This is a genomic window from Flavobacteriales bacterium, assembly GCA_019694795.1.
Classification (GTDB): domain Bacteria; phylum Bacteroidota; class Bacteroidia; order Flavobacteriales_D; family UBA2798; genus UBA2798.
Genome location: JAIBBF010000044.1, coordinates 1 through 23212, shown reverse-complemented (window position 1 = coordinate 23212; position 23212 = coordinate 1). Strand labels below are relative to the sequence as shown.

The following is a 23212-nucleotide window of genomic DNA, read 5'->3' as shown; positions in this document are numbered from 1 at the left end:
TTGAAGTTTGCGAAGGACAACAATTCGATATGGAATTTGAAACGAGGGATGATGTAAGCATTGACGAATACATTGAAATGATTGCCTTAAAGACTTCCGTTTTATTAGGTGGCGCATTAAAAATCGGCGCTATTCTTGCCGATGCTTCAGAGGAGAATGCAGAACACTTATATGAATTCGGAAAAAATCTTGGTATAGCGTTTCAATTACAAGATGATCTTCTGGATGCTTTTGGTGATCCGGAAAAATTTGGGAAAAAAGTAGGAGGTGACATAGCCGCCAACAAAAAAACATTTTTAATGTTGAGCGCACTCCATTCGGAAAATCGCGAAAAATCGGATGAGCTCCGTCAACTAATTCGCTCCAATCATTTACCCGAAGATTTAAAAATAAAAGAAGTTTTGTCGATCTACGAGGACCTTTCCATTCAGGAAAAAACACGTAAGGAAATGGACAAATTTTATTCGAATGCTATAACTCACCTTAACGCAATTAAAGGTGATGAAAAAATGAAGCACTTATTAAAAGCGCTCAGTGATTCACTCATGGTAAGGGAACATTAATGAAAATTCTAGGTGTTATTCCCGCGCGCTATGCATCCAGCCGATTTCCCGGAAAACCGCTGGTGGACATCATGGGTACATCCATGATTATGCGGGTGTATCAGCAAGCAAAAAAGTGTAGTTTATTAAATGACGTTATTGTTGCTACCGACGATGAGCGCATTTTAGAACACGTCCATGCACACGGTGGAAAGGCCATGATGACCTCTGCCGATCATCAAAGCGGTACAGACCGTTGCAGGGAAGTATTGGAAAAAAACACCGCCGATTTTGATGTGGTGATTAATATACAGGGCGACGAACCATTTATTGATCCCGCTCAAATTGAAGAATTGATTCAATGTTTTAATGATCCTCAAGCCCAGATTGCAAGTTTAATCCGCAAAATTGCAGACCCGGGCATTCTCTTTAACCCCAACAAGGTAAAAGCAGTAATCGATAAAAATCACTTTGCGCTATATTTTTCCCGCCATCCGATTCCTTTCCAAAAAAATCTGCCGGAGGACCAATGGCTTGATGCCCAGTCCTATTTTTTACATGTGGGACTTTACGGTTACAGAAGTGATGTCCTAAAACAGATAAGCGATTTGGCTGTCAGTCCATTAGAAAAATCTGAATCGCTCGAACAATTGCGCTGGCTGGAAAATGGGTTTAAAATAAAACTGTCTGAAACCCAACATGAAGCGATAGGGGTTGATGTTCCTGAAGATTTGAAAACCTTGTTAAGAACTTTTGGGAAATAGCCTTATCGGTGTTACCTTTACAGTTCAATGCAAATCGAAAAACATATTACTTCACTTTTGTTCCAGTATGATTGTGTAATCATTCCTGGTCTGGGTGGTTTTGTGGCCAATCATAGTCCATCAAGAATCCAATTCGATTCAGGTATGGCTTATCCGCCATCTAAGGGTATTATTTTCAATAAGAACCTGATATCTAACGACGGATTATTGGCTGAGACGATTTCCAGAGAAGAAAATCTGAGCTATCAGCAAAGCACAGTTCAATTACAAAATTATGTATTGGAGTGCAAGACTAAATTAAGCAGAGGAGAGCGCATTGAGTTCCAGGGATTGGGTATTTTATTTCTAGATGAGGAGAAAAATATTCAGTTTCAACCTGACTTTTCCATTAATTTTTTAGTTGAATCTTTTGGTTTGTATCCTGTAGTAGCGCGCGAAATTATTCGCACCGTTAAACCGGTGATGGAAAATCTTGCGGAGGAAAAACAGGAGTCGAAAATCATTCCAATACAACAGGAAACAGAACAGAAGGAACAAACCGGAGTTCGAAAAATTTCTGCTTTTCGTAATTGGGCGATTGCATCAGCAGTAGCTCCCATTGTTTTCTATTCTATCTGGATCCCTGCTAAAACAGATTTTCTGAGTACGGGACATTTAGAATTCGCCGACCTCAATCCTTTTCATTCTTCTTCACCCACTTATGTTGCGAGGGCACATGAAGGTTTAAAGCTGGAGGTTGAATCGCACGACGAGTGGTTTGAGCTGGTAGAAAATGCCGGAGGACCTGTTGCTCAATTAGACTTAAATACCAAAGGCAATTATCTAAATATTGCAGTTACAGAAAAGCCTGCTGCAGAATCTACATTCGTTGCCAAAAACAATCAGGTTAAATCGCAATCGCATTTACATGTTATAGGAGGTTGTTTCCGCGAATTAGGTAATGCAGAAAATTTGGTTTCCGAATTAAAGGCTCAAGGTTTTGATTCTTACATTTTAGATGAAGTTGGCGGGTTACATCGCGTGGCCATCGAGAGTTATTCCAATAAAGAAGAAGCTTTAAAAGGACTTAATCAGATTCGTGAAAAGGGAAATGATTCTGCCTGGTTATTGGAAAAATAATCAACTATATTTCTTTAACTAAATTCTTAGTTTATCATTTATGATTCGTCAAACCGTAATCCTTGTTTTTCTATTTTTTACTTCTCAGCTAAAGGCACAAGAATGTCAGCAATGGGAATTTTTAGGCAACGATCGCATTGCTCAATTAAAAATTAAAAAAGTTGAGTACTGGATGAATCATTCTGAGGAAACAAAAAAAGAGCTTCAGACGGTTATTCAATTTTCTGAAAACGGATGCATGAAATCCAGTTTGCAACGAAATACCAATGGCAACGGTCCGGCATACCGCTACACCACCTTCGATTACGATGTGGCCAACAAAAAATTTACAATGACCACGATGGCCGGAGATTCCATCAAAGGATTTTCTAAACTGGAACTCCGCGAAAAATATTACAACGAAAAAGGTCAGCTTATTAAACATATTGAAATACTTGAAACTGACTTTACCGACATTCACTACACCAAACTTGATCCGGCCACAGGAAATTTCCTGGAGAAAAGCTGGTACCGTCTCCACAATAATGACACTTTAAATCACAGGTTCGATTTAAAAACCGGAACCATTCAAAAACATGTATTGAAGTCGAAAAAAAATGGAGTTTGGTCGGAAGATGAGTCTTCGATTATGGAATATAATAAGGAAGGTGAAATGATCGCTTATAAAATGTATAGAAACGGTGAATTGGTGCAGGATGTGAGCTATGAAGAATTAAATAAAAAGCGAGATGAAATGCCTTATGGTTATCATGATAAAGAAGAATACGGACTTCCGGCACCTGAAGCATTTACTGAGGTAAAATCGGTCGAAATCAAACTTCCGCAATATCATTTACCTGCCGAAAAAAAACAGAAATACACTGTAGTAAAACAACTCGATATACAAAACAACAACCGTGTTAACCGCATTCAGGTTTTTAATGCACAGCAATTAATTTTAATTGAAGAGCTGATTGGAAGTGGTTCCTATTTAGAATTTAGATACAGTTATTTCAATTAAATCACCTCGAATCATTGAAACTAAAAAAGTCCAAAGCTCACTGTGGACTTATTCTGCTTTAATGGTAGCCTCGACAGGAATCGAACCTGTATCTAAAGTTTAGGAAACTTCTATTCTATCCATTGAACTACGAGGCCATAGTGCAAAGATAGCAATAGTTAGTTTTATTGCAGGATGCCAAACAATAGCTCTGGATGGCTAAAAACCCTTAATTTTGACGTTTCAGGGCTGTTAGCTCAGCTGGTTTAGAGCACTACCTCGACAAGGTAGGGGTCACAGGTTCGAATCCCGTACAGCCCACTTTTTTCGATTTTCTCCCCTTCTCCCAAAATTCTTCCAAACTTCCTAACCTTTCGTTCATCATCAGTTAATGTTGATTGACGTATTTCGATGCAATAAAACACACGATTATGCGTCAAAGTATTAAAAGCTACATCATGAATCCGATAAATATGAATAATTCGCAAGGGGTCGACAAACGATTGATTGAAGTATTTGGTGAGGAGCAATGTAAAAAATGGAACCAGGAGAGTCCTGAGTTTTTACGATATCAATGTTTTGAACTGGAATTTGGATTTGCCCTGATGGAAAAAGAAACCGTATTACAGGAAGGACACCTTATTGAATCGTTGGAATCATTTGACCCGGTTAATTTTCCGGTCGACGAAATGGAACTAATTACCATTGGCGTTTTTAATCCAATGCGTTATAATGTAAGAAGGTCCTACATGAACAGAAAATACTATTGCATTGGAAATACCGGTAAGGTTTTAGTTCTGTTGTCCGGCGAAGAACTGCGCCAGCAATTTAATGCAAAGGTTGCTTAAGTTTTATTTCTTCTTGAATACAGGAACTGTACTGCAAGGTTCGCCAAACATCAAACTTTTTACCTGAGGAACAAGTTTGGCAGTTAATGCAATATAAACTGCCGGACTCAAGCTATACTCGCTGCATCCTTTTACAACTACACGTGCATTTAAATAGTGTTCATCACCAATTTCAGTAATCGATTGAAGAATGATTGATTCAATTAAATCATTTTCGGTTCCAAAAAAAACTTTTTCGGCATGTGCACTGAGTGATGAAGATAATAATAACCAAACCCAGGTAGGTATTAAAGCTTCCGCTGAACAATAGACTGAAACATATTTGCCTGCATATTTCGTCCAGTCGGTTTCAGCCATCCAATTCCGAAAATCTTTTTCTTTAATCGCTAATCCCTGCCACAATAAGGGAGCAATATCAATCACTTCCCTTTCCTTTCCATGAAGGAATTCAGCAAGGTCCAGCGATACAATTCCGCTTTCAGCTACTTTATTTCTGATTTCTTCCAACTAAAAAATTAGTTATTACATAAAACCTAACTCCAATTGCGCTTCTTCGCTCATCATTTCTTTTGTCCATGGCGGATCAAACGTAATAGTGACTTTTGCGCTTTTAACATGCTCAATTCCTCCTACCTTCTTTTCAACTTCACCGGGTAAACTTTCTGCTGCCGGACAAGAAGGTGAGGTCAGGGTCATGATCACCTCCACATTAATATCATCATCAATCTTAATCTCATAAATCAATCCCAGTTCAAAAATATCGACAGGAATTTCCGGATCATAAACGGTCTTTATGATTTTAATGATTTCATCTTCTAATTGTCTCTTGTCCATAATCAATCTTTTTTCGCTTGCGAGGCAAGTGCATAAAGTTTCATTTGGCGAATCATGCTTAATAGTCCATTACTCCTGGTGGGCGACAAATGCTGATTTAATCCGATTTCATTGATAAACTGTAAATCTGTATTTACAATTTCATCGGGTGCCTCTTCATTAAATACCCTCACCAACAATGCAATGATTCCTTTTGTAATAATGGCATCGCTATCTGCTGTAAAAAACAACTTTCCATCTTTGATTTCTGCATGCAGCCAAACCTGACTTTGACAACCTTTAATCCGGTAATCATCATTTTTGAAAGCAGGATCAATCAATGGCAATTCCTTTCCCAGATCAATAATGTACTCGTATTTAGAATCCCAATCATCGAACATGGAGAATTCCTCAACTATTTCTTTTTCTTTCGCTCTTACACTCATGCCGATTAGCGTTTCAACATTTTTATTGCTTTAAGAATTCCATTATACAACGCATCGATATCGCTCATTGAATTATAAAAAGAAAATGAAGCGCGAACTGTGCCCGGAATTTGATAGTAATCCATTATAGGCTGGGTACAGTGGTGACCCGTTCTTACAGCAATACCTTGCTGATCCAGAATGGTACCCACATCATAAGGATGCAATCCTTCAATATTAAATGAGATGACTCCCGCCTTTGAATGGGAAGTTCCATAAATACGTAATCCCTCAATAGAACTCAAACGCTGCGTGGCCTCAACAAGAAGCTCTTCTTCGATGTGCTGAATTTTGGAATAACCAATACGATTAATAAAATCAACAGCTGCCTTCATGGCAATTCCATCTGCAATATTGGGTGTGCCTGCTTCAAATTTAAAGGGTAAATCGTTGTATTCCGTTTTTTCGAAGGTCACTGTTTTTATCATATCGCCACCTCCCATATATGGCGGCATTTCGTTTAACCACTTTTCTTTTCCGTATAACACACCGGTGCCTGTGGGACCAAACATTTTATGACCGGAAAAAACATAAAAATCACAATCCAGTTCTTGAACATCCACCTGAAGGTGCTGAACAGCTTGCGCTCCGTCCACCAATACCGGTACATTCTTTTTATGCGCTTTTTCGATGATTTCTTTTATCGGGTTGATAGTCCCCAAAGAATTCGAAACATGGGTTAAAGCAAGCAACTTCGTTTTTGATGAAAGCAATTCATCTAACTTATCGAGTTGTAATTCTCCATTTTCATTCATGGGAATCACTCTGAGTTTAGCTGAACGCTCTTCGCAAATGATTTGCCAGGGGACAATATTGCTATGGTGCTCCAAAGCAGAAATTAAAATTTCGTCGCCCTCCCTAAGATATCTCCTGCCAAACGAATGCGCAACAAGATTAATCCCCTGGGTTGTTCCACTCGTAAATATAATTTCATGCGAAAATCTTGCATTGATAAAAGATTGCAGTGCTATTCTGCTTTCTTCATACAATGCGGTAGCTTCCTGACTTAAGGTATGCACACCACGATGGATGTTGGCATTTTGTGAAGTATAATACCTGGAAATGCAATCAATAAGTTCTTGTGGCTTTTGAGATGTAGCACCATTATCGAGATACACCAGTGGTTTACCATTAACCCTGGTACTTAGCAATGGGAACAAAGCTCTGATTTCTTCCACCGAATGATTGATTTCCTGCTCCACGCTGATACTATTTTATCCAGTTAAATTTGGAAGCAATCTGCTCTTCCACTTTTAATCTGAATTCTTCATCCTCAATTTTATTTATTACATCGCCTGCAAATGCCTGCACCAATAACAGACGGGCACTTTTCTCAGAAATTCCTCTTGCCTGCAAATAAAACAATGCTTCTTCATCCAACTGACCCGTTGTAGAGCCATGAGAACATTTTACGTCATCTGCATAAATTTCAAGCTCAGGTTTACTGTTAACCTGTGCTGTTTCGGACAATAAAATATTGGAATTCGACTGATAAGCATTGATCTTTTGCGCATCCTGGCGAACAAACACTTTTCCATTAAACGCAGCTGAACTTTGCTCATCCATAATTCCTTTATACAACTCGTTGGACAAAGCATGCGGACGGGTATGATCCATTACCGTCTGGTTATCGACATGACGAACACCATTGGTGATGTATAAACCGTTAAGGTTACTTTCTGTGTTTTCCCCATTGGAGGAAATAAACAAATTATTTCTAATTAAATGTGCGTCCAATGAAAAGGTATTCACTGTAAAACGACTATCCCCTTCCTGTTCAACCACCATGGTGTTGAAATGATAGTTTAAGAGATTTTCATTCTGTAACTGCTGAATACTTAATTGAGCATTTTGTTCAACTAAAACCTTAGTTAATACATTCGTAAAACCAACGTGATTGTCTGCCGATTCAAAAATAAAGCGAAAGCTCGCCTGTTTTCCTTTAGCAACACGAATCCGGTTTCGAATCTGTGAAGTGTTCTTTTCACCCTGTGAAATGAAAACAACCTCTATGGGGCGATCAATATTTTCTTTAATTTCTATATCCAAACCCGATGTAAAAAAAGCATCGTTGATTTTGGTAAATAGGGAGGATTGGAATTCGGACGTCAGAATAGTCTCATCTTTCATTTCACTCCATGCGAATCCCTTTTCCTGAATGTTTGAGTTTTCTTGCGAGAAAAATCCATTGATAAACACAATTCGATTGAGTGAATGATCCTTAGTAAAGGATAGATTTAAAGTTGAAATCGATTTGTTTATCTGAAATGTTTCCTTTTGGAATTTAGTTAAGCGGGTGTATTTCCAGCGTTCATTGCGAACGGTTGGGAAATCCATTTCCGACAATTCATTTACACTACGAAGGCGCGATGCTGACAAATCGCCGAAGGAGGATTTTAATCCTTCTACGAACGCTGCTGCATTTCCTGTTTTTACCATTTCCATGTTCACTTCTTAAACTGTTTCACCCTGCTCTGCCTTAATCCAGTCGTAACCCTTTTCCTCTAACTCCAACGCTAACTCTTTTCCTCCGGTTTTTACAATTTTACCTTTGTACAATACATGAACAAAATCGGGAACAATATAATCCAGCAAACGCTGATAGTGGGTAATAACCAAAGTGGCGTTCTCTTTCGATTTAAGTTTATTTACCCCGTTAGCAACAATACGCAACGCATCGATATCTAAACCGGAATCTGTTTCATCCAAAATTGCCAGTTTAGGTTCGAGCATGGCCATTTGGAAAATCTCATTTCTTTTTTTCTCCCCACCGGAAAATCCCTCGTTCACCGATCGGCTGGCAAGTTTACTATCCAGCTCAACCAATGCAGAACGTTCCTTTACCATTTGCAAAAACTCCTTCGCACTTACAGGTTCTTGTCCTTTATAAGCCCGAATTTCATTTACGGCGGTCTTTAAAAAATTCACGTTACTTACGCCCGGAATTTCTACAGGATATTGAAATGCGAGAAACAATCCTTCACGCGCACGGTCTTCAGGTGATAACTCTAATAATTCTTTTTGATTAAAGATGACGCTTCCTTCGGTAACTTCATATTCTTCTCTTCCTGCCAAAACCGAGGCAAGGGTAGATTTACCCGATCCATTAGGTCCCATAATAGCATGAACCTCTCCGGCATTTATTTCAAGATTTATTCCGCGAAGAATTTCTTTTCCTTCAACATTCGCGTGTAAATTTTTAATCGTAATCATTCTTCAAAATTTTTATCCTACTGATCCTTCTAATGAAATAGCTAATAATTTTTGTGCTTCCACTGCAAACTCCATGGGTAATTGATTCAATACTTCCTTACAATATCCATTCACAATCAGACTCACCGCCTTTTCCGTATCGATTCCTCGCTGATTGCAATAAAAGATTTGGTCTTCTCCAATTTTAGAAGTGGTAGCTTCATGTTCAACTTTCGCGGTATTATCGTTCACTTCAATGTAAGGAAAAGTATGTGCTCCACATTTATCTCCCATCAAAAGCGAATCACACTGTGAAAAGTTTCTGGCATTGACCGCTCCTTTAGCAATACGCACTAATCCGCGATAACTGTTATTTGAAAATCCGGCAGAGATTCCTTTCGATACGATGGTACTTCTGGTGTTTTTACCAAGGTGTATCATTTTGGTTCCGGTATCTGCCTGTTGTTTATTATTGGTAACCGCAACCGAATAAAATTCTCCAATAGAATTATCTCCTTTTAAAATGCAAGAAGGGTATTTCCAGGTTACTGCAGATCCCGTTTCAACCTGGGTCCAGGAAATTTTAGAATTTTTCCCTTCACAAATGCCTCGCTTGGTAACGAAATTATAGATACCGCCCTTACCATCTTTATCTCCCGGGTACCAGTTTTGTACAGTTGAATATTTAATCTCTGCGTCTTCCATGGCAATCAGCTCCACCACTGCAGCGTGAAGTTGATTTTCATCGCGTATAGGCGCGGTACATCCTTCGAGGTAGCTGACATAACTGTTTTTATCAGCAATGAGCAAGGTGCGTTCGAACTGACCCGTATTCGCTTCATTAATTCTGAAATAAGTGGAGAGTTCCATCGGACAACGAACTCCCTGGGGAATGTAACAGAAACTTCCATCGGTAAAGACCGCGGAATTTAGAGCAGCAAAATAATTATCCGAAGGAGGAACAACTGTTCCCAAATATTTTTTCACCAGTTCCGGGTGATCTTTTACTGCTTCGGACATGGAACAAAAAATAATTCCATGTTTTGCTAATTCTTCCTTAAATGTAGTTTTCACGGATACACTATCCATCACCACATCCACAGCAACACCTGTTAATCGTTTTTGCTCATCAAGACTAATCCCCAGTTTTTCGAATGTCTTCAATAACTCCGGGTCCACTTCATCCAAACTTGCCAATTCTTTTTTAGGTTTTGGAGCAGCATAATAATGAATGTCCTGATAATCCACTTTTGCATAATGCACATGCGCCCATTCGGGTTCCGTCATCTTTTGCCATTGCGCGAATGCTTTTAAACGCCAATCGAGCAACCATTGTGGTTCTTGTTTTTTTGCAGAGATAAAACGAATAATATCTTCGTTTAACCCTTTAGGTGCTTTATCCGAATCGATATTGGTAACGAATCCGTATTTATACTCCTGATTCGTTAACTCATCCAATAATTCATCTCCCTCGTACGCCATTGTTCAGATCGTTATATTGAAAATGATTCTCCACAGCCACAGGTACGATCGGCGTTCGGATTTTTAAAAATGAAACCCTTGCCATTTAATCCGCCGGAATAATCCAACTCCGTACCCACCAAATAAAGAAAGCTCTTGCGGTCCACCACAATTTTTACCCCATTATCCTCAAACACCTTATCCTCCGGACCCATCTCCGTATCAAACTTCAGATCGTACATCAATCCGGAGCAACCCCCTCCTTTTACGCCAACTCGGATAAAGGCTTCTTGACCGGCATGTTCTTCACTCATCAGCTTAACAGCTTGATTTTTAGCAGATTCACTTACCTTAATCATCCTTTTTTTCTTCTATTATTAAGTACAACAACCCGGAAATAAATAAGTTTCCGCTTTGCAAATTAATTTAGATTAAATCTAAATTACTGCAAAAATACCAAAAAAGTGGTATTGTGGGCATGAAACTGCGGGAAATCAGAAAAACAAGTGTTTTACCGTAGAAAATAATTGGCACTTTTTTTGGTAATTGCAGGAAAAACAAAATCATATGAGCCGCAAATTTATTCTCAGCATTGCCTTCGTCTTCTCTGCAATGATTTCATTCGCGCAAAAAGGAGAAGTATGGCCAACACTTACCCGTCAGGAATTTGAATTCAATTCTGCCGGAGAAATCACCGGTCAAGGTGAAGTAGGAACGTATTATTCGTACTACCTTTTCATCAACAACAATGAATTTATTCATTGTACCGAAACCATTACCAGTCTTTACAAAGTAATCAGCAGAGACGAAAAAGAAGAATTCACAGATTACACTGTAGTTTCTGAAGTTGGAAACACCTACACCTTCCGTTTCGGGTACAAAGAAAACTACGTTGCGATTTATTCCGACAAAGGATATGGATTCTATATTTCAACAGCAACTCCATATGCTACTAAGGTATTTGATAATATCAACCGCTAATTTTCAATATAATGAATAAAGAAACCGGGGTAACTACTCCGGTTTTTTTATTGTTGGTCCTTTCGGTAATTTTGCACCATGCTAGAAAATAAAGAAAACCGTACTGAACTTTCGGACCTGGGCGAATTTGGATTAATTCAACATCTCGCCGAACACGTTAACCTTCACCAGGGTGATACATTAAAAGGAATTGGCGACGATGCCGCTGTTATTGATAAAGGAAACGGAAAGGTAACTTTACTCAGTACAGACATGATGGCCGAGGGAGTACATTTCGATTTAGGTTATGTGCCACTTAAGCATCTCGGATATAAAGCAGCTGCAAGTAATATTTCCGATATCTGCGCCATGAATGGAAAGGCAACCCAACTGTTGGTTTCTATTGCCATTTCAAATCGTTTTTCGTTGGAAGCGGTGGAAGAATTATATGCCGGAATATTATTGGCATGCGATAAATACAAAGTTGATTTAGTTGGTGGCGATACCAGTTCCTCCAGATCCGGACTCATCATTAATATCACCGCCATCGGTGAAGGAGAAAAAAATAAAATCAGTTACCGATCGGGTGCTAAAAAAAATGATTTGCTTGTTGTAAGCGGAGATTTAGGTGGTGCCTATATGGGACTTCAAATTCTTGAGCGCGAAAACAGAATTTTCCGTGAGAATCCTTCCATTCAACCTGACCTAAGTGGACATGATTACATTTTGGAACGTCAGCTAAAACCCGAACCCCGAGCAGATGTGATCGACATTCTTGATCAACTACAGATTGTCCCCACTTCAATGATCGACATCAGCGATGGATTAGCCAGTGAGGTGATGCATCTTTGTAAAGCATCCGGTCATGGCGCACATCTATACATTGAAAAAATTCCTTTGGATCCTTCCACCATTTCTACAGCTGAAGAATTCAATCTTGAACCTGTTACCTGTGCATTAAATGGAGGAGAAGATTATGAACTTCTGTTTACCATTCAACAATCGGATTACGATAAAATAAAATCGAATCCGCATTTTACGGTTATTGGTCACATTACCGATCAACAGGAAAAGGCCATGCTGATAACACAAAATGGAGAAGCCATTGAATTAAAAGCCCAGGGCTGGAATCACTTTAGTTAATGATTCGGTAATAAAGCTTTTTTCCGGATTAAAGATTTAAAATCCTCACCACTGACTTTGCTCTGTGCCCAGGAAACAAAATCGAAATATTCGAAAGCTGTTTTTTCGAAATTATCTTCTTCAATGGCCTTTAATTCCGAGAGTAGTCCTTCATACACTTTGCGTTCTTCCGAATTTCCTGCGGTTTTTAGAATGCGGTTAATGAAGTGCAGAAAAATATTTTCGAATTTGTAAACACGGTTTCGCAACGCAAGATAGCGTTGAACCGATTTTAATGCATAAGGAACCAACCGTTGATTCCCCAACTCTAAATGCACTACCATGTTGAGTAATTGCGCAAAACAGTGGATGTCTTCCGTTTTATCGATATTAATGTTATTCAATAATTCATTGATCCATCGTAAAGATTCGGTATAGTTTTTTTGACCGAAATTTACTACCGCCATATTGAGCAACAGATAGGCTTTTCTGACATTATTTATTTTATCGCCATACAAATTCAATCCCTGCTCAATAACGGGAATGAGTTGTTGTCCTTTTTCAAAATCACCCGTGGTGATGTAAAGCGTTAATTCAATGCTATAGGTAGAAGAAAATAATTTGATATCGAGATCTTCATTCCGCTGTAAAGCCAGCTTCTCGGGCAATGAGCGCAATTTTTCGATGTGAATAGAAACCTCGTTGAATTTTCTTAGTCGACTAGCGATATAAATAAGATTCGTTAATACGGAAAAATACACATTGGGTTCTTCCTTAAATTTTTCGGTAAAATGTTCGATCAACTCAACATTTTTCTTCAGGTGAACAAATGAATTTTCGTAATCGCCTATACCGAAATAATAGGCCGAATAAATATGGTGATAGAGGTATTTTGTTTCATGAAAAAGCGCTTCGTCCTCACTTTTTAATAATACATTATCGATAATGGATTTAAAGCTGGAAAGTTCATTTTGACTCCTTGCTTTGCCTTTGCGGTTTAAAATATAAAACAATCTGCTTTTAATATTCCAGAACTCGTTATAGTTCGAAATTTTGGACAGGGTTAAGCGATCGGATTCAAGAATTTCCTGAAGTTCTTTATCCCCTACCTCGGTATAATTATCTTTTTCGATCAATAATTTTTCCCAGGTAGATATTTCAAGCATCGCATTATGCTTATCGTATTTTTCGGCAAGCTTTCGGGCGCTCCTTAATAATTTCTGACTCTGCGTATAGAGTGTTTTTTTGTATAAAATTTCAGCACAGTGAATCAATCGTTTTAATTCTGCATCGATAGAACTGTTGGCATGAAATGAATCGAGACTCTTTAATACCTGTTCGTATAATCTATTTTTAGCAATCGAGAACTGATTGAGAATGGCTTGTCCGGCAAACTTTCGTTTTAACACCTCCTCATCGTACTCCTGCATCTTATCAATGGCATCGAACAACACCTGATAATTGTTGACCTCACCCAACGTGTGTCTGGAGCTATAAATCTTGAAATACCGCTTCTCCGGCTTCGACAATGACTTTATTAGCCGGTGCAGATGGTCTGATGCTACGTTAGACATGTTAATTATTCCAATTAATTTGCTGACTAATACCGGTAGAAAAGTAATAAATATGAAGATATTTCATTAAATATTACAAGCACTACACGTTATAAATCAATTATTTAATTACAACTAGAGCTACCATTAATGTACGAAAAATAAATGATAGAAATGTAATAAATAGGAAAAATCCAGGGGTTCTAAGCTTCAGTAGACATGTAAAAAAAATGCCTCCCTTTGGGGGAGGCATTTCGCGATTATTTAAAGCCCGATTAATTCGGTGCTGTAGCTTTTTTCTTCTTGTTGGATTTCGAATCATAGTCGGAATCATGACCGGTATCGGTAATTGTTCCACCACTATCTCCAACGGTCGCCCCAGAACCATCTTCTCCTCCACGCAATTGGAGAGGAGCGCCTGAATTATCTACAGGCCCCATATATTCCTTCTCGCAGGAAGACATGCCGAACATGCCTGATACAAGTAGAACATATATCCATTTTGCTTTCATCTTGACTATTTTCTTTAGATAGATACGGTAAAAATATAAAAAAAGTTTCTTAACTGTACACTTCTTCATCAAATTTTTCATTTTCGAGCACTCCGGCGCCGGGGATAATCAGCACAACTTCAGTCCCTCTTGCTGTACCATCTTCATTATGAAGCTCATAAGGACCGTCGATGCGAAGGTTCTCATTGGTCAGTTTTTTAAGAACCGAAAGGCGTCCGCTCGTAATTTGTATTCCCCGGGAAATATGGTCGGCCCCATGCTTTTCCTTTGATTTCAGGCTAGTATTGATCCCTATCCCATCATCGGTGATGGTAATACGAATTGAACGGTCGTCGTTAGGGATGATTTTAATCCAAATCGTTCCGGGGTGATCCATTGGTAATATTCCGTGCCAAATAGCATTTTCTACATAAGGCTGCAGTAACATCGGTGGAATCATTACTCCTTCGGTGTCGATGTTTTCATCGAGGAAAAGTTCGTAATAAAATTTGTTTTTAAATCGCATGTTTTCGAGCGACAAATACAATTCCAACCTTTCTAATTCTTCAGATAAAGTAACCAGATTTCCGGATGCCGAACTATCGAGATTTTTACGGATCAATTTTGCAAAACTCGTGAGGTAACGATTGGCCTCGAGTTTATCTTGTTTGTTGATGTAATACTGAATAGAATTTAATGCATTAAAAATAAAATGGCGGTTCATGGATGCATTTAATGTTTGTTGCTCCAAACTCAGAAGTTTCGATTTATATATTAATTGATCTCGTTCATTATTTCTGCGAATTACCGCAATTCGCCATCTATAAACCAGATAAACAGAAAAGAGAATTACCAATCCGATTAAAATAAAAAACCACCAGGTATTCCAAAATGGAGGCGTAATTACGAATGAAAAAGTTGCAGGTGTACTGGTCCATATCCCGGAATCATTACAGGCAATCACCTTAAAGATGTAAGATCCTCCAGGAAGGTTAGAGTAGGTAATGGAACGTGCATCGGTAATAGGCGACCAGTCCTGATCGAAACCTTCCAATATGAAGCGGTATTTTACTTTTTGTGGGTTGGTATGACTGATACCCGTGAAGTAAAACGTAAAGTGATTTTTATTGTAAGGAACAATTGGATCAACAGCTAAACCTGTTTCTGAATTAAAATTTTTCGCATATTTTTTCCAGTCAACCTCATCAAAAAATAATTTCACTCCGGTGATGTGAATGAAGGGTTCAATCTGGTTTCCGTTTTTATTTAATTTAACAGGATCATAACGCACTAATCCACCATCGGTACCGAACCAGTACATTCCACGCGAATCGCGAAAAGCGGCGTTCATGTTGCTTTCTAAACCACGAACACCTTCGAGTCGGGAAAAATTTCTAAAAACAGTTTTATTTTCTTCAATAAAAACCCTTCCGTTCAGCTGAAATATTCCGCTGTTTGTCCCCACCCAAATCATTTCTCCTTCGCTGATAAGGAAATTAATATTGTTTGCATTTACGCTTTCACCGAGCGACACATTGGTGAATTTTCCATTGGTAAAATGAAACAATCCATATTTTGTTCCAACCCATAATCCATTTGCAGTTTGATCTGAAATGATGCAATAAACGGTGTTATCCGGAATGCTGTCATCGAAACGGTACTGCTGAAATTTCTCTCCGTTAAACGAAAACAATCCGCTGGCACCACCCAACCAAATCATTCCACTTTTATCTTTAAAAATTCCCCGGATATTTCCACCAACCAATCCATCCGCATCGGAATAATTTTTTATTTCTCCATTATAGAAAACCGATAATCCATCACGATTTCCAATCCAGATTCTTCCTTGCGGATCTGCATAAAGCGAGGTAACTTTGTTCGATAATAAACCATCATCGGTGGTGTAACTGGTAAATTTTTTTCCATCGAAAACGGAAACTCCATTAGATGTTCCGAACCAAATTTTTGAACCTGAACGGACACAACTCCAAACCGTATTATTAGCAAGGCCATTTTCATCTGTATAAACAGAAAAAACACCATCGGCATAGCGGACCACGCCTTCACCATAGGTGGCAAACCAGAGCGCATGATCTTCTGCCTCGGTTATGGACATTACAAAATCGGAGCTTAATCCATCTGCAACTGTATAGGTTGTAAATGCTTCTCCGGATAATTTTAAAATCCCTTTTCCATCGGTACCAAACCAAATATTTCCTTCTGAATCCTGACCAATAAATTTGATGTTGTTATTGATTAGTCCTTGTTGTATACCGAAATTCTGAAAGGATCGTCCATTAAATTTACTTACCCCACCTTTTGTACCAAACCACACCTGCTGATCCTTGTCTACAAAAATGGTGCGCACGCCATCATTTATTAATCCTTCAAAAGAGGTATAGTTGGTAAAATCTCCTTCATCGTTTTCATGAAATACGCCTTCATCATAAGTACCGATCCACAATTTTCCATTGTTATCCTCGGCAAGTGCGCTTATGTTATATTCTGTTGTTCCGTTAAATGAAACCGGTTCAAAACGCGACCCTTTAAATTGATACAATCCATTTCTTGTGCCGGCATAAATCTGTCCTGAAGCATCGCAAAAAACCGAACGTACATTTAAATCTAATCCCGATTCCAATCCGTAAAAATCCAATCGTTCTCCATTGGTGCAGGCTAATCCTCCTCCTTCTAAAGCAAACCAGATTTTTCCGCTTTTATCTTCGCAGATTGAAATAATATTAAATCCGGAATGGGATTCAGGAAATCGTTTGGAAGTAAAATTCAGTCCATCATAAACACTGTAAGCAGATATTGCACCAATCCAAATTCTGTTTTTGGAATCCAAAAAAACGGAGTACAACTGATTTTCTACCAGTCCGTCGTTTTTCGTATAGTTCACGAACTCCAATCCGTCAAAGCGACTGAGTCCGCCGAATGTAGCGAACCACAAATACCCTCTTTTATCCTGCACCATGGCAGAAACCTGCGATTGCGCGAGTCCTTGCTCGGTGGAGTAATTAACAAAGGTATATTGCTGTGAAAAGCTTTCTAAACACAAAATAAAAAAGCCTGAGAGCATCAGGCTTTTCAATATGTAAGAATAGATTTTCATCAAATGGTATTAATGCGTTCTAAAAAGTCGGTTAATTTTCTTCGGGCAACAGGGATGTGTTTTCCGTTGCTCAAAATAGCAATATTTCCTTCAGATCTGGTAAATCCTTTAAGATGATTTGCAACATTTATGATATGTGATTTATGAACGCGGAAAAAGCTGTTTTTATTTAATGACTCTTCATACACCTTAATGTTTTTACAACTTAAAAACTTACGGTTATCCGTCATATAAATCATGGTGTAGTTATCGCTTGCCTCGAGATGAATAATTTCATCGTTTTTTACCATCATAAAACCATCACGCGTGGCAAGAGAAATGCGATCGTTTTCCTTTTCTGCTTTCATGGGTGTTTCAATTGGTTTTTCCAGTTGTTGGTTAACCTGAAACTTGAGCACTTTGTTCACGGCATTTCGTAAATCGTCGATATTAATCGGCTTTTCAATATAATCCACGGCATCGGCTTTAAACGCTTTGAGGGCATATTCGGAATGCGCTGTTGTAAAAACCACCGAAAAATTCCGTGTTGGCATGGATTCAAGCAAAGAAAATCCATCTTCTTTAGGCATTTTAATATCTAAAAATACCAGGTCGGGCTGGTGCTTGGAAATCATTTCCCTGGCCTGATCTGCTGAATCGGCCATACCGATTACTTCAATTTCGGGACAAAAATCATCGATAATCATTTTAAGGTTGTTTCGGCAATAATACTCGTCGTCGACAACAATGGAGCGTAGTTTCATGACTTCTGATTTTAACGTTCAGTTCGAATTTACGGAGCGGGTTCCGTAAAATATTCATGAAATGACGAAGTGTAGTAATCGTTGATTGAACGGAAATAGCTCTTTTTCAGAGATTTTTCAACTTTTGTGTGAAATCCGGAACACGATTCCGGGCTACAGGTAACTTAATTCCTCCTTTTAAAACGGCATAATATCCATCCTCACTCAGGTACTCGGTAAGCTGATTAAGATTGATGATATAACTTTTATGAATCCGATAGAAGCGTGCAGGATTGAGGATGTCCTCATAAACCCCCAGGGTACGGGTATCCAGGTAACGACTGCCATCGGTAAAGTGAATCTGGCTGCAATTTCCATCTGCTTCCACATAGCTAATGGTATCTACATCCACCAACTTAATTCCTTTGGCATGAGAGATGGTGATTTTACTGGAGATTTTATGATGCAGCAAATTATCCTGAAGATTTTTTACGGAGGACTCGTACTGCGAAAAATTATCCGGATAAGCTTCAAATGTTTTGGCGGCATCTACAAGTTTTAAAACCGCAGAACGAAGATCATCGATATCCACCGGCTTTAATACATAATGAATCGCATTGGCATTAAAAGCACGGATGGCGTAATCTTTAAATGCGGTGACAAACACAACAAAAAAACGGGAAGATTTCATGTCCTCCAACAACTCTAATCCTTCAGCACCGGAAGGCATTCGGATGTCGAGAAAAAGAACTCTTGGATGCAAGGCGGCAATTTGCTTGCGGGCCTCGTTTACGTTACCTGCCTGACCCACGACCTCAATCTCCGGACAGTACTCCTGTAGGAGCATCTGAAGGTTCTCGCGAGCGAGCTCTTCATCGTCGACGATTAGGGCCGTGAGTGGTTGCATAAGGCAATAAGAGAGAGGTTCGAATTTACCATTTTTTTGAAAAATACGACCATTCCCTGTGGATTGGCGACCGCAAATTCATTGATGAAACGTAAAACTCGGGTTAAGAGTAAATTACACATATAAACCTAATAAAGTTGCGTATGAAAAACGATGACGAAATCCTTGATTCCGGGATATGCCGGGATTGGTTATTTGCTGATAAAGGCAATCGAATTATTCCTTCCGTGCCTCCGCTGCGACCGGTATGGCCGTTGACGATAATGCGTTAAATCTGTTTTTATAATTTTTCTCTTTATGATGCGGTGTGATGCCTTGCTTAAGGCAAAACCATTGGTAAAAATCGAAATAATGAAAAAGCGGATCTGATTTCAACCAGAACAATTCGGAAATGAACTTTTCAATTTGAAATTCCCTGCTATTCCGTTTTCCTTTCAGGACTTGAGACCGGAAGTATTTCATGAGTAATTTTTCTGCATCGCCGAAATTATTTTCCCGTTCCAGTTTGCGCTGAATGGAGCGTATGGCATAATACAGATGGTCTTTATTCCCAATTTCGGCATGTAGTAATAAATAATAGACTCTGCAAAACCCGGAAAACTCGCGATGCTGGTGCTCAAATTTTTCGGAGTACACCCGGTTCAGAAATTGTAATGCTTTGCGCGTATCGTTGTTTAACAGGGAGGCAACGCTCATCCGAATGTACAATTCAAGACGCTGCGAAGCGGAAAGCTGGTTTTCGAATCCGGGTAATTCAATAACAAGGAAATTCACCTGCTCTTTTGCTTTTTTGTATTCGCTATTTTCTATGAAGTACATGAGTTCATAATTCGAAAGAGCGAAAAACAGTTCTGTTTTTAATTTATCGGATCTGAAAATAGGATGCTGATTGTGCAGACGCTTCAGAATGGCCAATCCATGCATTGCCTCTTTGTTTTTTCCAAGCATTATGGCCGTCTTTATATACCCGCTAATCACTTGTAAATAATTATCGGGGAACATGCTGCTGTAATCCTTTTTATGATGAAATAAATCGAGAGAGCGGTGAAAATGATAATGTGCCGAAAGAAAATCTGATTGCATTTTATACGTTAGTGCCATAATTAAATGATACAACGTTTTTGCTTCTACACATGTCTGGCGCTCATCGATTGCGGGTAATTCAGCTATGAGCTGCTGAAGTTCCTTTCTTTCTTTTTCATGGCGTACCAAGGTAAAACGACTCCGCATCATTCCTAATTTAATGAACGCACATTCCAGCTCAAACATCATCTGAATTTTTTGACTGGTAGCGTAATAGCGTTTGCGCAAATTCTGATACATTTCCAATGTGCATTGCTGGGGATATCTGGATAATGTTTGCAATTCACGCCGGAGTATTTCCAATTGAGAAATGAGCAGTTCATTTTCTTCAGCATAATTCCTTGCACGTTCCAATGCTTTTTTACTGGCAGATTTTAAATTTCTATAATTCAATAAATCGGTATCACGTATCAAATCATTAGCCCGTGCAAAATGAGATCCTTCACTGCCATAGCTACGCATGGTTCTCAAAATGATGTGGAATAATTGATTTTTAGCAGTGGAAACATGCATCTCCAGATTTTCACCCTTAAAATTTTCGCGAATGAGTTCTGCACTGGGATTTTCGGTGGTGCAGATAAGATGAAACAAACGCTTATAAGTGTTTTCTCCACCTTTTGCGTGAATATCTGCGTATTTAGAAAAATAACCCCGCTCCATGCGATTAAGCGAGTTGATTAATAAAAATAAATCGTCTTTTTCTGTCATGACTTTACCTTTGGTTCGCAAACCAAATAAAAAGGACAGTTAAAACTGAACGAAGTGTAAGGTTGATTAATTTATGGTAAACCAGGAACCATAAACCCCAGAAAAACTTAATGAAATCAGAATTTATTCCTGAGCAAAAGAGCTACTAATTATTAAAACTAATAATCCTACCCAACAGCAGAAATGGTTTTTTCTGAAGCCAGCATTTGTGTTGCAGTTGCAATAATGGCATTTACATCATAACCACATTCCACGTATAGTTCCTGCTGGGTTCCATGATCAATAAAACGATCGGGAACACCAAGGCGTTTTACCTGAGCCTGGTAACCGTGGTCGGCCATAAACTCAAGCACCGCAGAGCCCATTCCTCCTTGAATACAACCATCCTCAATAGTGATGACTTTTTTGAATTTAGAGAACACCTCGTGAAGCAATATTTCGTCGAGTGGTTTTACGAAACGCATATCGTAAACTGCAGCAGAAATTCCTTTGTTTTCCAATTGAGCAGCTGCATCCATGGCTACATTACCCATGGTACCGATACTCAAGACTGCAATATCCTCACCAGAACGAACTTTTCGTCCGGTTCCTATTCTTATTTTCTTAAAAGGTGTTTTCCAATTCACCATTACACCTTCACCACGTGGATAGCGTATACTCCAGCTTCCCTTGCTTTCTTCGAGCTGTGCCGTGTACATTAAATCGCGCAGCTCTTCTTCATTCATTGGTGCGGCCACAATCATATTGGGAATACAGCGCATGTATGCCAAATCAAACGCTCCATGATGCGTAGCTCCGTCGGCCCCAACCAATCCACCACGGTCAAGACAAAAAACTACGTGTAATTTCTGTAATGCTACATCATGTATTACCTGATCATAGGCACGCTGCATGAAGGATGAATAGATATTGCAAAAAGGTACCAAACCTTGTGTGGCTAATCCTGCAGAGAAAGTTACGGCATGTTGTTCTGCAATTCCGACATCATGCGCACGCTCCGGCATGGCTTTCATCATGATATTAAGCGAACATCCGGAAGGCATGGCCGGTGTTACCCCCATGATCTTCTCGTTTTTTTCCGCCAGCTCAACAATGGTATGTCCAAATACATCCTGAAATTTCGGAGGCTGTGGCGATTTTGGTGCTATCTTAATTATTTCACCTGTGTCTTTATTAAATACACCCGGGGCATGCCATATGGTGGCATTTCCTTCTTCAGAAAACTTATAGCCTTTACCTTTCGTGGTAATGCAATGCAAAATTTTAGGACCGGGAATGTCTTTCAGGTCTTTCATAATGCGGGCGAGATTAATCACATCGTGACCATCCACAGGACCAAAATAGCGGAAATTCAGCGACTCAAACATATTGCTTTGTTTGAGCAACGAACCTTTAATCGCATCTGAAATTTTGTGAGCAATAACCTGAGCATTAGGCCCAAACTTGCTGACCTTACCCAACAAATTCCATACCTCATCCTTAACCTTATTGTAAGTATGCGAAGTGGTAATATCAGTGAGGTATTCTTTTAACGCACCCACATTCTGATCAATCGACATGCAATTGTCGTTAAGAACCACTAAAAAGTTTGTGTTAGTAACACCTCCGTGATTCAGTCCCTCAAATGCAAGTCCCGCGGTCATTGCCCCATCTCCGATAACAGCAATATGCTGAACATCTTCCTTCTTAAGGTATTTATTTGCAACTGCCATACCAACAGCAGCAGAAATTGAAGTAGATGAATGTCCTACTCCAAATGTATCGTATTCACTTTCGCTGCGTTTAGGAAATCCGGAAAGTCCTTTGTAGGTACGATTAGTCGGAAAAATTGATCTTCTTCCAGTTAGAATTTTATGGCCGTAAGCCTGGTGGCCCACATCCCAAATCAATTGATCTTTGGGTGTATCAAACGCATAATGCAAAGCAACTGTAAGCTCCACTACCCCGAGACTGGCTCCAAAATGTGAATTACCAATGTGACTTACCACATCGATAATGTATTCGCGCAATTCATTCGAAATTTGCGGTAAATCCTCTTCCTTAAACTTCGAACGTAAATCCGAAGGGAAATCGATTTGAGCCAATAACTGACCAGGTTTAAATTCCTGCATTTGAATAGGTAATTAGCAAGTGAAACAAAGATAGGAAATAATTGTTCTAAAGACCGAAAAAGTCCTTAGCAGTCCTATTGAAACGAAATCGATAGTAAAACGAGTACCTTATATGAAAGGATTAACAAAATTTAATCATTTGGGGAGTAATAACTCAGCCAATTGAAGATCGAAGGGCGAAGTAATCTTGATGTTTTCTTTATTTCCTTCCACCAGGTGAATTTGAACACCAAGTGA

General features: G+C 39.0%; 23 protein-coding genes and 2 tRNA genes. 8 read left to right on the top strand and 17 right to left on the bottom strand.

Features of this window, described 5'->3' with window-relative positions; translation table 11 throughout:
- The 4 genes from K1X56_11750 to K1X56_11735 form a co-directional block, all read left to right on the top strand.
- Positions 1-563, top strand: a 563-nt coding sequence (locus K1X56_11750; protein ID MBX7095388.1) for a polyprenyl synthetase family protein, incomplete at its 5' end; no start/stop codon positions are given.
- Positions 563-1306 carry a 3-deoxy-manno-octulosonate cytidylyltransferase gene (gene kdsB, locus K1X56_11745; GenBank protein ID MBX7095387.1) on the top strand — a complete coding sequence of 248 codons (744 nt, stop codon included), beginning with the start codon at positions 563-565 and terminating at the stop codon, positions 1304-1306. The genes K1X56_11750 and kdsB, both read left to right, overlap by 1 nt.
- Before the next feature lie 27 nt (positions 1307-1333).
- Positions 1334-2425 carry an SPOR domain-containing protein gene (locus K1X56_11740; GenBank protein MBX7095386.1) on the top strand — a complete coding sequence of 364 codons (1092 nt, stop codon included), beginning with the start codon at positions 1334-1336 and terminating at the stop codon, positions 2423-2425.
- A 40-nt stretch (positions 2426-2465) separates the two neighbouring features.
- Positions 2466-3425 carry a hypothetical protein gene (locus K1X56_11735; protein MBX7095385.1) on the top strand — a complete coding sequence of 320 codons (960 nt, stop codon included), beginning with the start codon at positions 2466-2468 and terminating at the stop codon, positions 3423-3425.
- A gap of 62 nt (positions 3426-3487) precedes the next feature.
- Here the strand turns inward: K1X56_11735 and K1X56_11730 are convergent.
- Positions 3488-3562, bottom strand: a tRNA-Arg gene (locus tag K1X56_11730).
- An 88-nt stretch (positions 3563-3650) separates the two neighbouring features.
- On the opposite strand from K1X56_11730, the gene K1X56_11725 reads away from it, so the two are divergent.
- Together K1X56_11725 and K1X56_11720 are read left to right on the top strand one after the other, a co-directional pair.
- Positions 3651-3725, top strand: a tRNA-Val gene (locus tag K1X56_11725).
- Positions 3726-3835: 110 nt separating this feature from the next.
- Positions 3836-4252, top strand: a complete 417-nt coding sequence (locus tag K1X56_11720; protein ID MBX7095384.1) for a hypothetical protein — start codon at positions 3836-3838, stop codon at positions 4250-4252.
- A 3-nt stretch (positions 4253-4255) separates the two neighbouring features.
- Here the strand turns inward: K1X56_11720 and K1X56_11715 are convergent, their stop codons facing one another.
- The 8 genes from K1X56_11715 to K1X56_11680 are packed head-to-tail and all read right to left on the bottom strand — an operon-like array spanning position 4256 to position 10562.
- Positions 4256-4759, bottom strand: a complete 504-nt coding sequence (locus tag K1X56_11715) for a DUF2480 family protein (GenBank protein MBX7095383.1) — start codon at positions 4757-4759, stop codon at positions 4256-4258.
- A gap of 15 nt (positions 4760-4774) precedes the next feature.
- Positions 4775-5086, bottom strand: a complete 312-nt coding sequence (locus tag K1X56_11710) for a DUF59 domain-containing protein (protein MBX7095382.1) — start codon at positions 5084-5086, stop codon at positions 4775-4777.
- Positions 5087-5088: 2 nt separating this feature from the next.
- Entirely contained in the window at positions 5089-5511 is a 423-nt protein-coding gene (locus tag K1X56_11705) for a SufE family protein (GenBank protein ID MBX7095381.1), read from the bottom strand.
- A 5-nt stretch (positions 5512-5516) separates the two neighbouring features.
- Positions 5517-6728 carry a cysteine desulfurase gene (locus K1X56_11700; protein ID MBX7095380.1) on the bottom strand — a complete coding sequence of 404 codons (1212 nt, stop codon included), beginning with the start codon at positions 6726-6728 and terminating at the stop codon, positions 5517-5519.
- A 31-nt stretch (positions 6729-6759) separates the two neighbouring features.
- A complete protein-coding gene (gene sufD / locus K1X56_11695) occupies positions 6760-7995 on the bottom strand; it encodes a Fe-S cluster assembly protein SufD (GenBank protein MBX7095379.1) in 1236 nt (411 codons plus the stop codon).
- 9 nt (positions 7996-8004) lie between these two features.
- Positions 8005-8763, bottom strand: coding sequence for a Fe-S cluster assembly ATPase SufC (sufC, locus tag K1X56_11690; protein ID MBX7095378.1), 759 nt, complete (start codon positions 8761-8763; stop codon positions 8005-8007).
- Positions 8764-8775: 12 nt separating this feature from the next.
- Positions 8776-10224 (bottom strand): Fe-S cluster assembly protein SufB, encoded by a 1449-nt coding sequence (sufB, locus tag K1X56_11685; GenBank protein ID MBX7095377.1) that lies wholly within the window; start codon positions 10222-10224, stop codon positions 8776-8778.
- Positions 10225-10235: 11 nt separating this feature from the next.
- On the bottom strand, positions 10236-10562 hold the full coding sequence (locus K1X56_11680) for an iron-sulfur cluster assembly accessory protein (GenBank protein MBX7095376.1): 327 nt from the start codon (positions 10560-10562) through the stop codon (positions 10236-10238).
- Between the two features lie 208 nt (positions 10563-10770).
- Between K1X56_11680 and K1X56_11675 the strand changes: the two genes are divergently transcribed.
- The gene (locus K1X56_11675) at positions 10771-11184 is read left to right on the top strand and encodes a hypothetical protein (protein ID MBX7095375.1); all 414 of its coding nucleotides are present in this window, start codon (positions 10771-10773) and stop codon (positions 11182-11184) included.
- A gap of 78 nt (positions 11185-11262) precedes the next feature.
- The gene (gene thiL / locus K1X56_11670; GenBank protein MBX7095374.1) at positions 11263-12306 is read left to right on the top strand and encodes a thiamine-phosphate kinase; all 1044 of its coding nucleotides are present in this window, start codon (positions 11263-11265) and stop codon (positions 12304-12306) included.
- Here the strand turns inward: thiL and K1X56_11665 are convergent.
- The 8 genes from K1X56_11665 to K1X56_11630 all read right to left on the bottom strand — a co-directional run.
- Positions 12303-13859 (bottom strand): hypothetical protein, encoded by a 1557-nt coding sequence (locus tag K1X56_11665; protein MBX7095373.1) that lies wholly within the window; start codon positions 13857-13859, stop codon positions 12303-12305. The genes thiL and K1X56_11665 overlap by 4 nt on opposite strands.
- 254 nt (positions 13860-14113) lie before the next feature.
- Positions 14114-14311 carry a hypothetical protein gene (locus K1X56_11660; GenBank protein ID MBX7095372.1) on the bottom strand — a complete coding sequence of 66 codons (198 nt, stop codon included), beginning with the start codon at positions 14309-14311 and terminating at the stop codon, positions 14114-14116.
- An 88-nt stretch (positions 14312-14399) separates the two neighbouring features.
- The gene (locus K1X56_11655; protein MBX7095371.1) at positions 14400-17444 is read right to left on the bottom strand and encodes a histidine kinase; all 3045 of its coding nucleotides are present in this window, start codon (positions 17442-17444) and stop codon (positions 14400-14402) included.
- On the bottom strand, positions 17444-18187 hold the full coding sequence (locus tag K1X56_11650; protein MBX7095370.1) for a LytTR family DNA-binding domain-containing protein: 744 nt from the start codon (positions 18185-18187) through the stop codon (positions 17444-17446). Before K1X56_11650 ends, K1X56_11655 begins: the two co-directional genes overlap by 1 nt.
- A 106-nt stretch (positions 18188-18293) precedes the next feature.
- Positions 18294-19073 carry a LytTR family DNA-binding domain-containing protein gene (locus tag K1X56_11645; protein ID MBX7095369.1) on the bottom strand — a complete coding sequence of 260 codons (780 nt, stop codon included), beginning with the start codon at positions 19071-19073 and terminating at the stop codon, positions 18294-18296.
- Positions 19074-19289: 216 nt separating this feature from the next.
- Positions 19290-20864: a hypothetical protein gene (locus K1X56_11640; GenBank protein MBX7095368.1), complete on the bottom strand. Its 1575-nt coding sequence runs from the start codon at positions 20862-20864 to the stop codon at positions 19290-19292.
- Positions 20865-21031: 167 nt separating this feature from the next.
- Entirely contained in the window at positions 21032-22975 is a 1944-nt protein-coding gene (gene dxs, locus K1X56_11635) for a 1-deoxy-D-xylulose-5-phosphate synthase (protein MBX7095367.1), read from the bottom strand.
- Positions 22976-23110: 135 nt separating this feature from the next.
- Positions 23111-23212 (bottom strand): 2-C-methyl-D-erythritol 4-phosphate cytidylyltransferase (locus tag K1X56_11630; GenBank protein MBX7095366.1); only part of this gene is annotated, 102 nt, incomplete at its 5' end.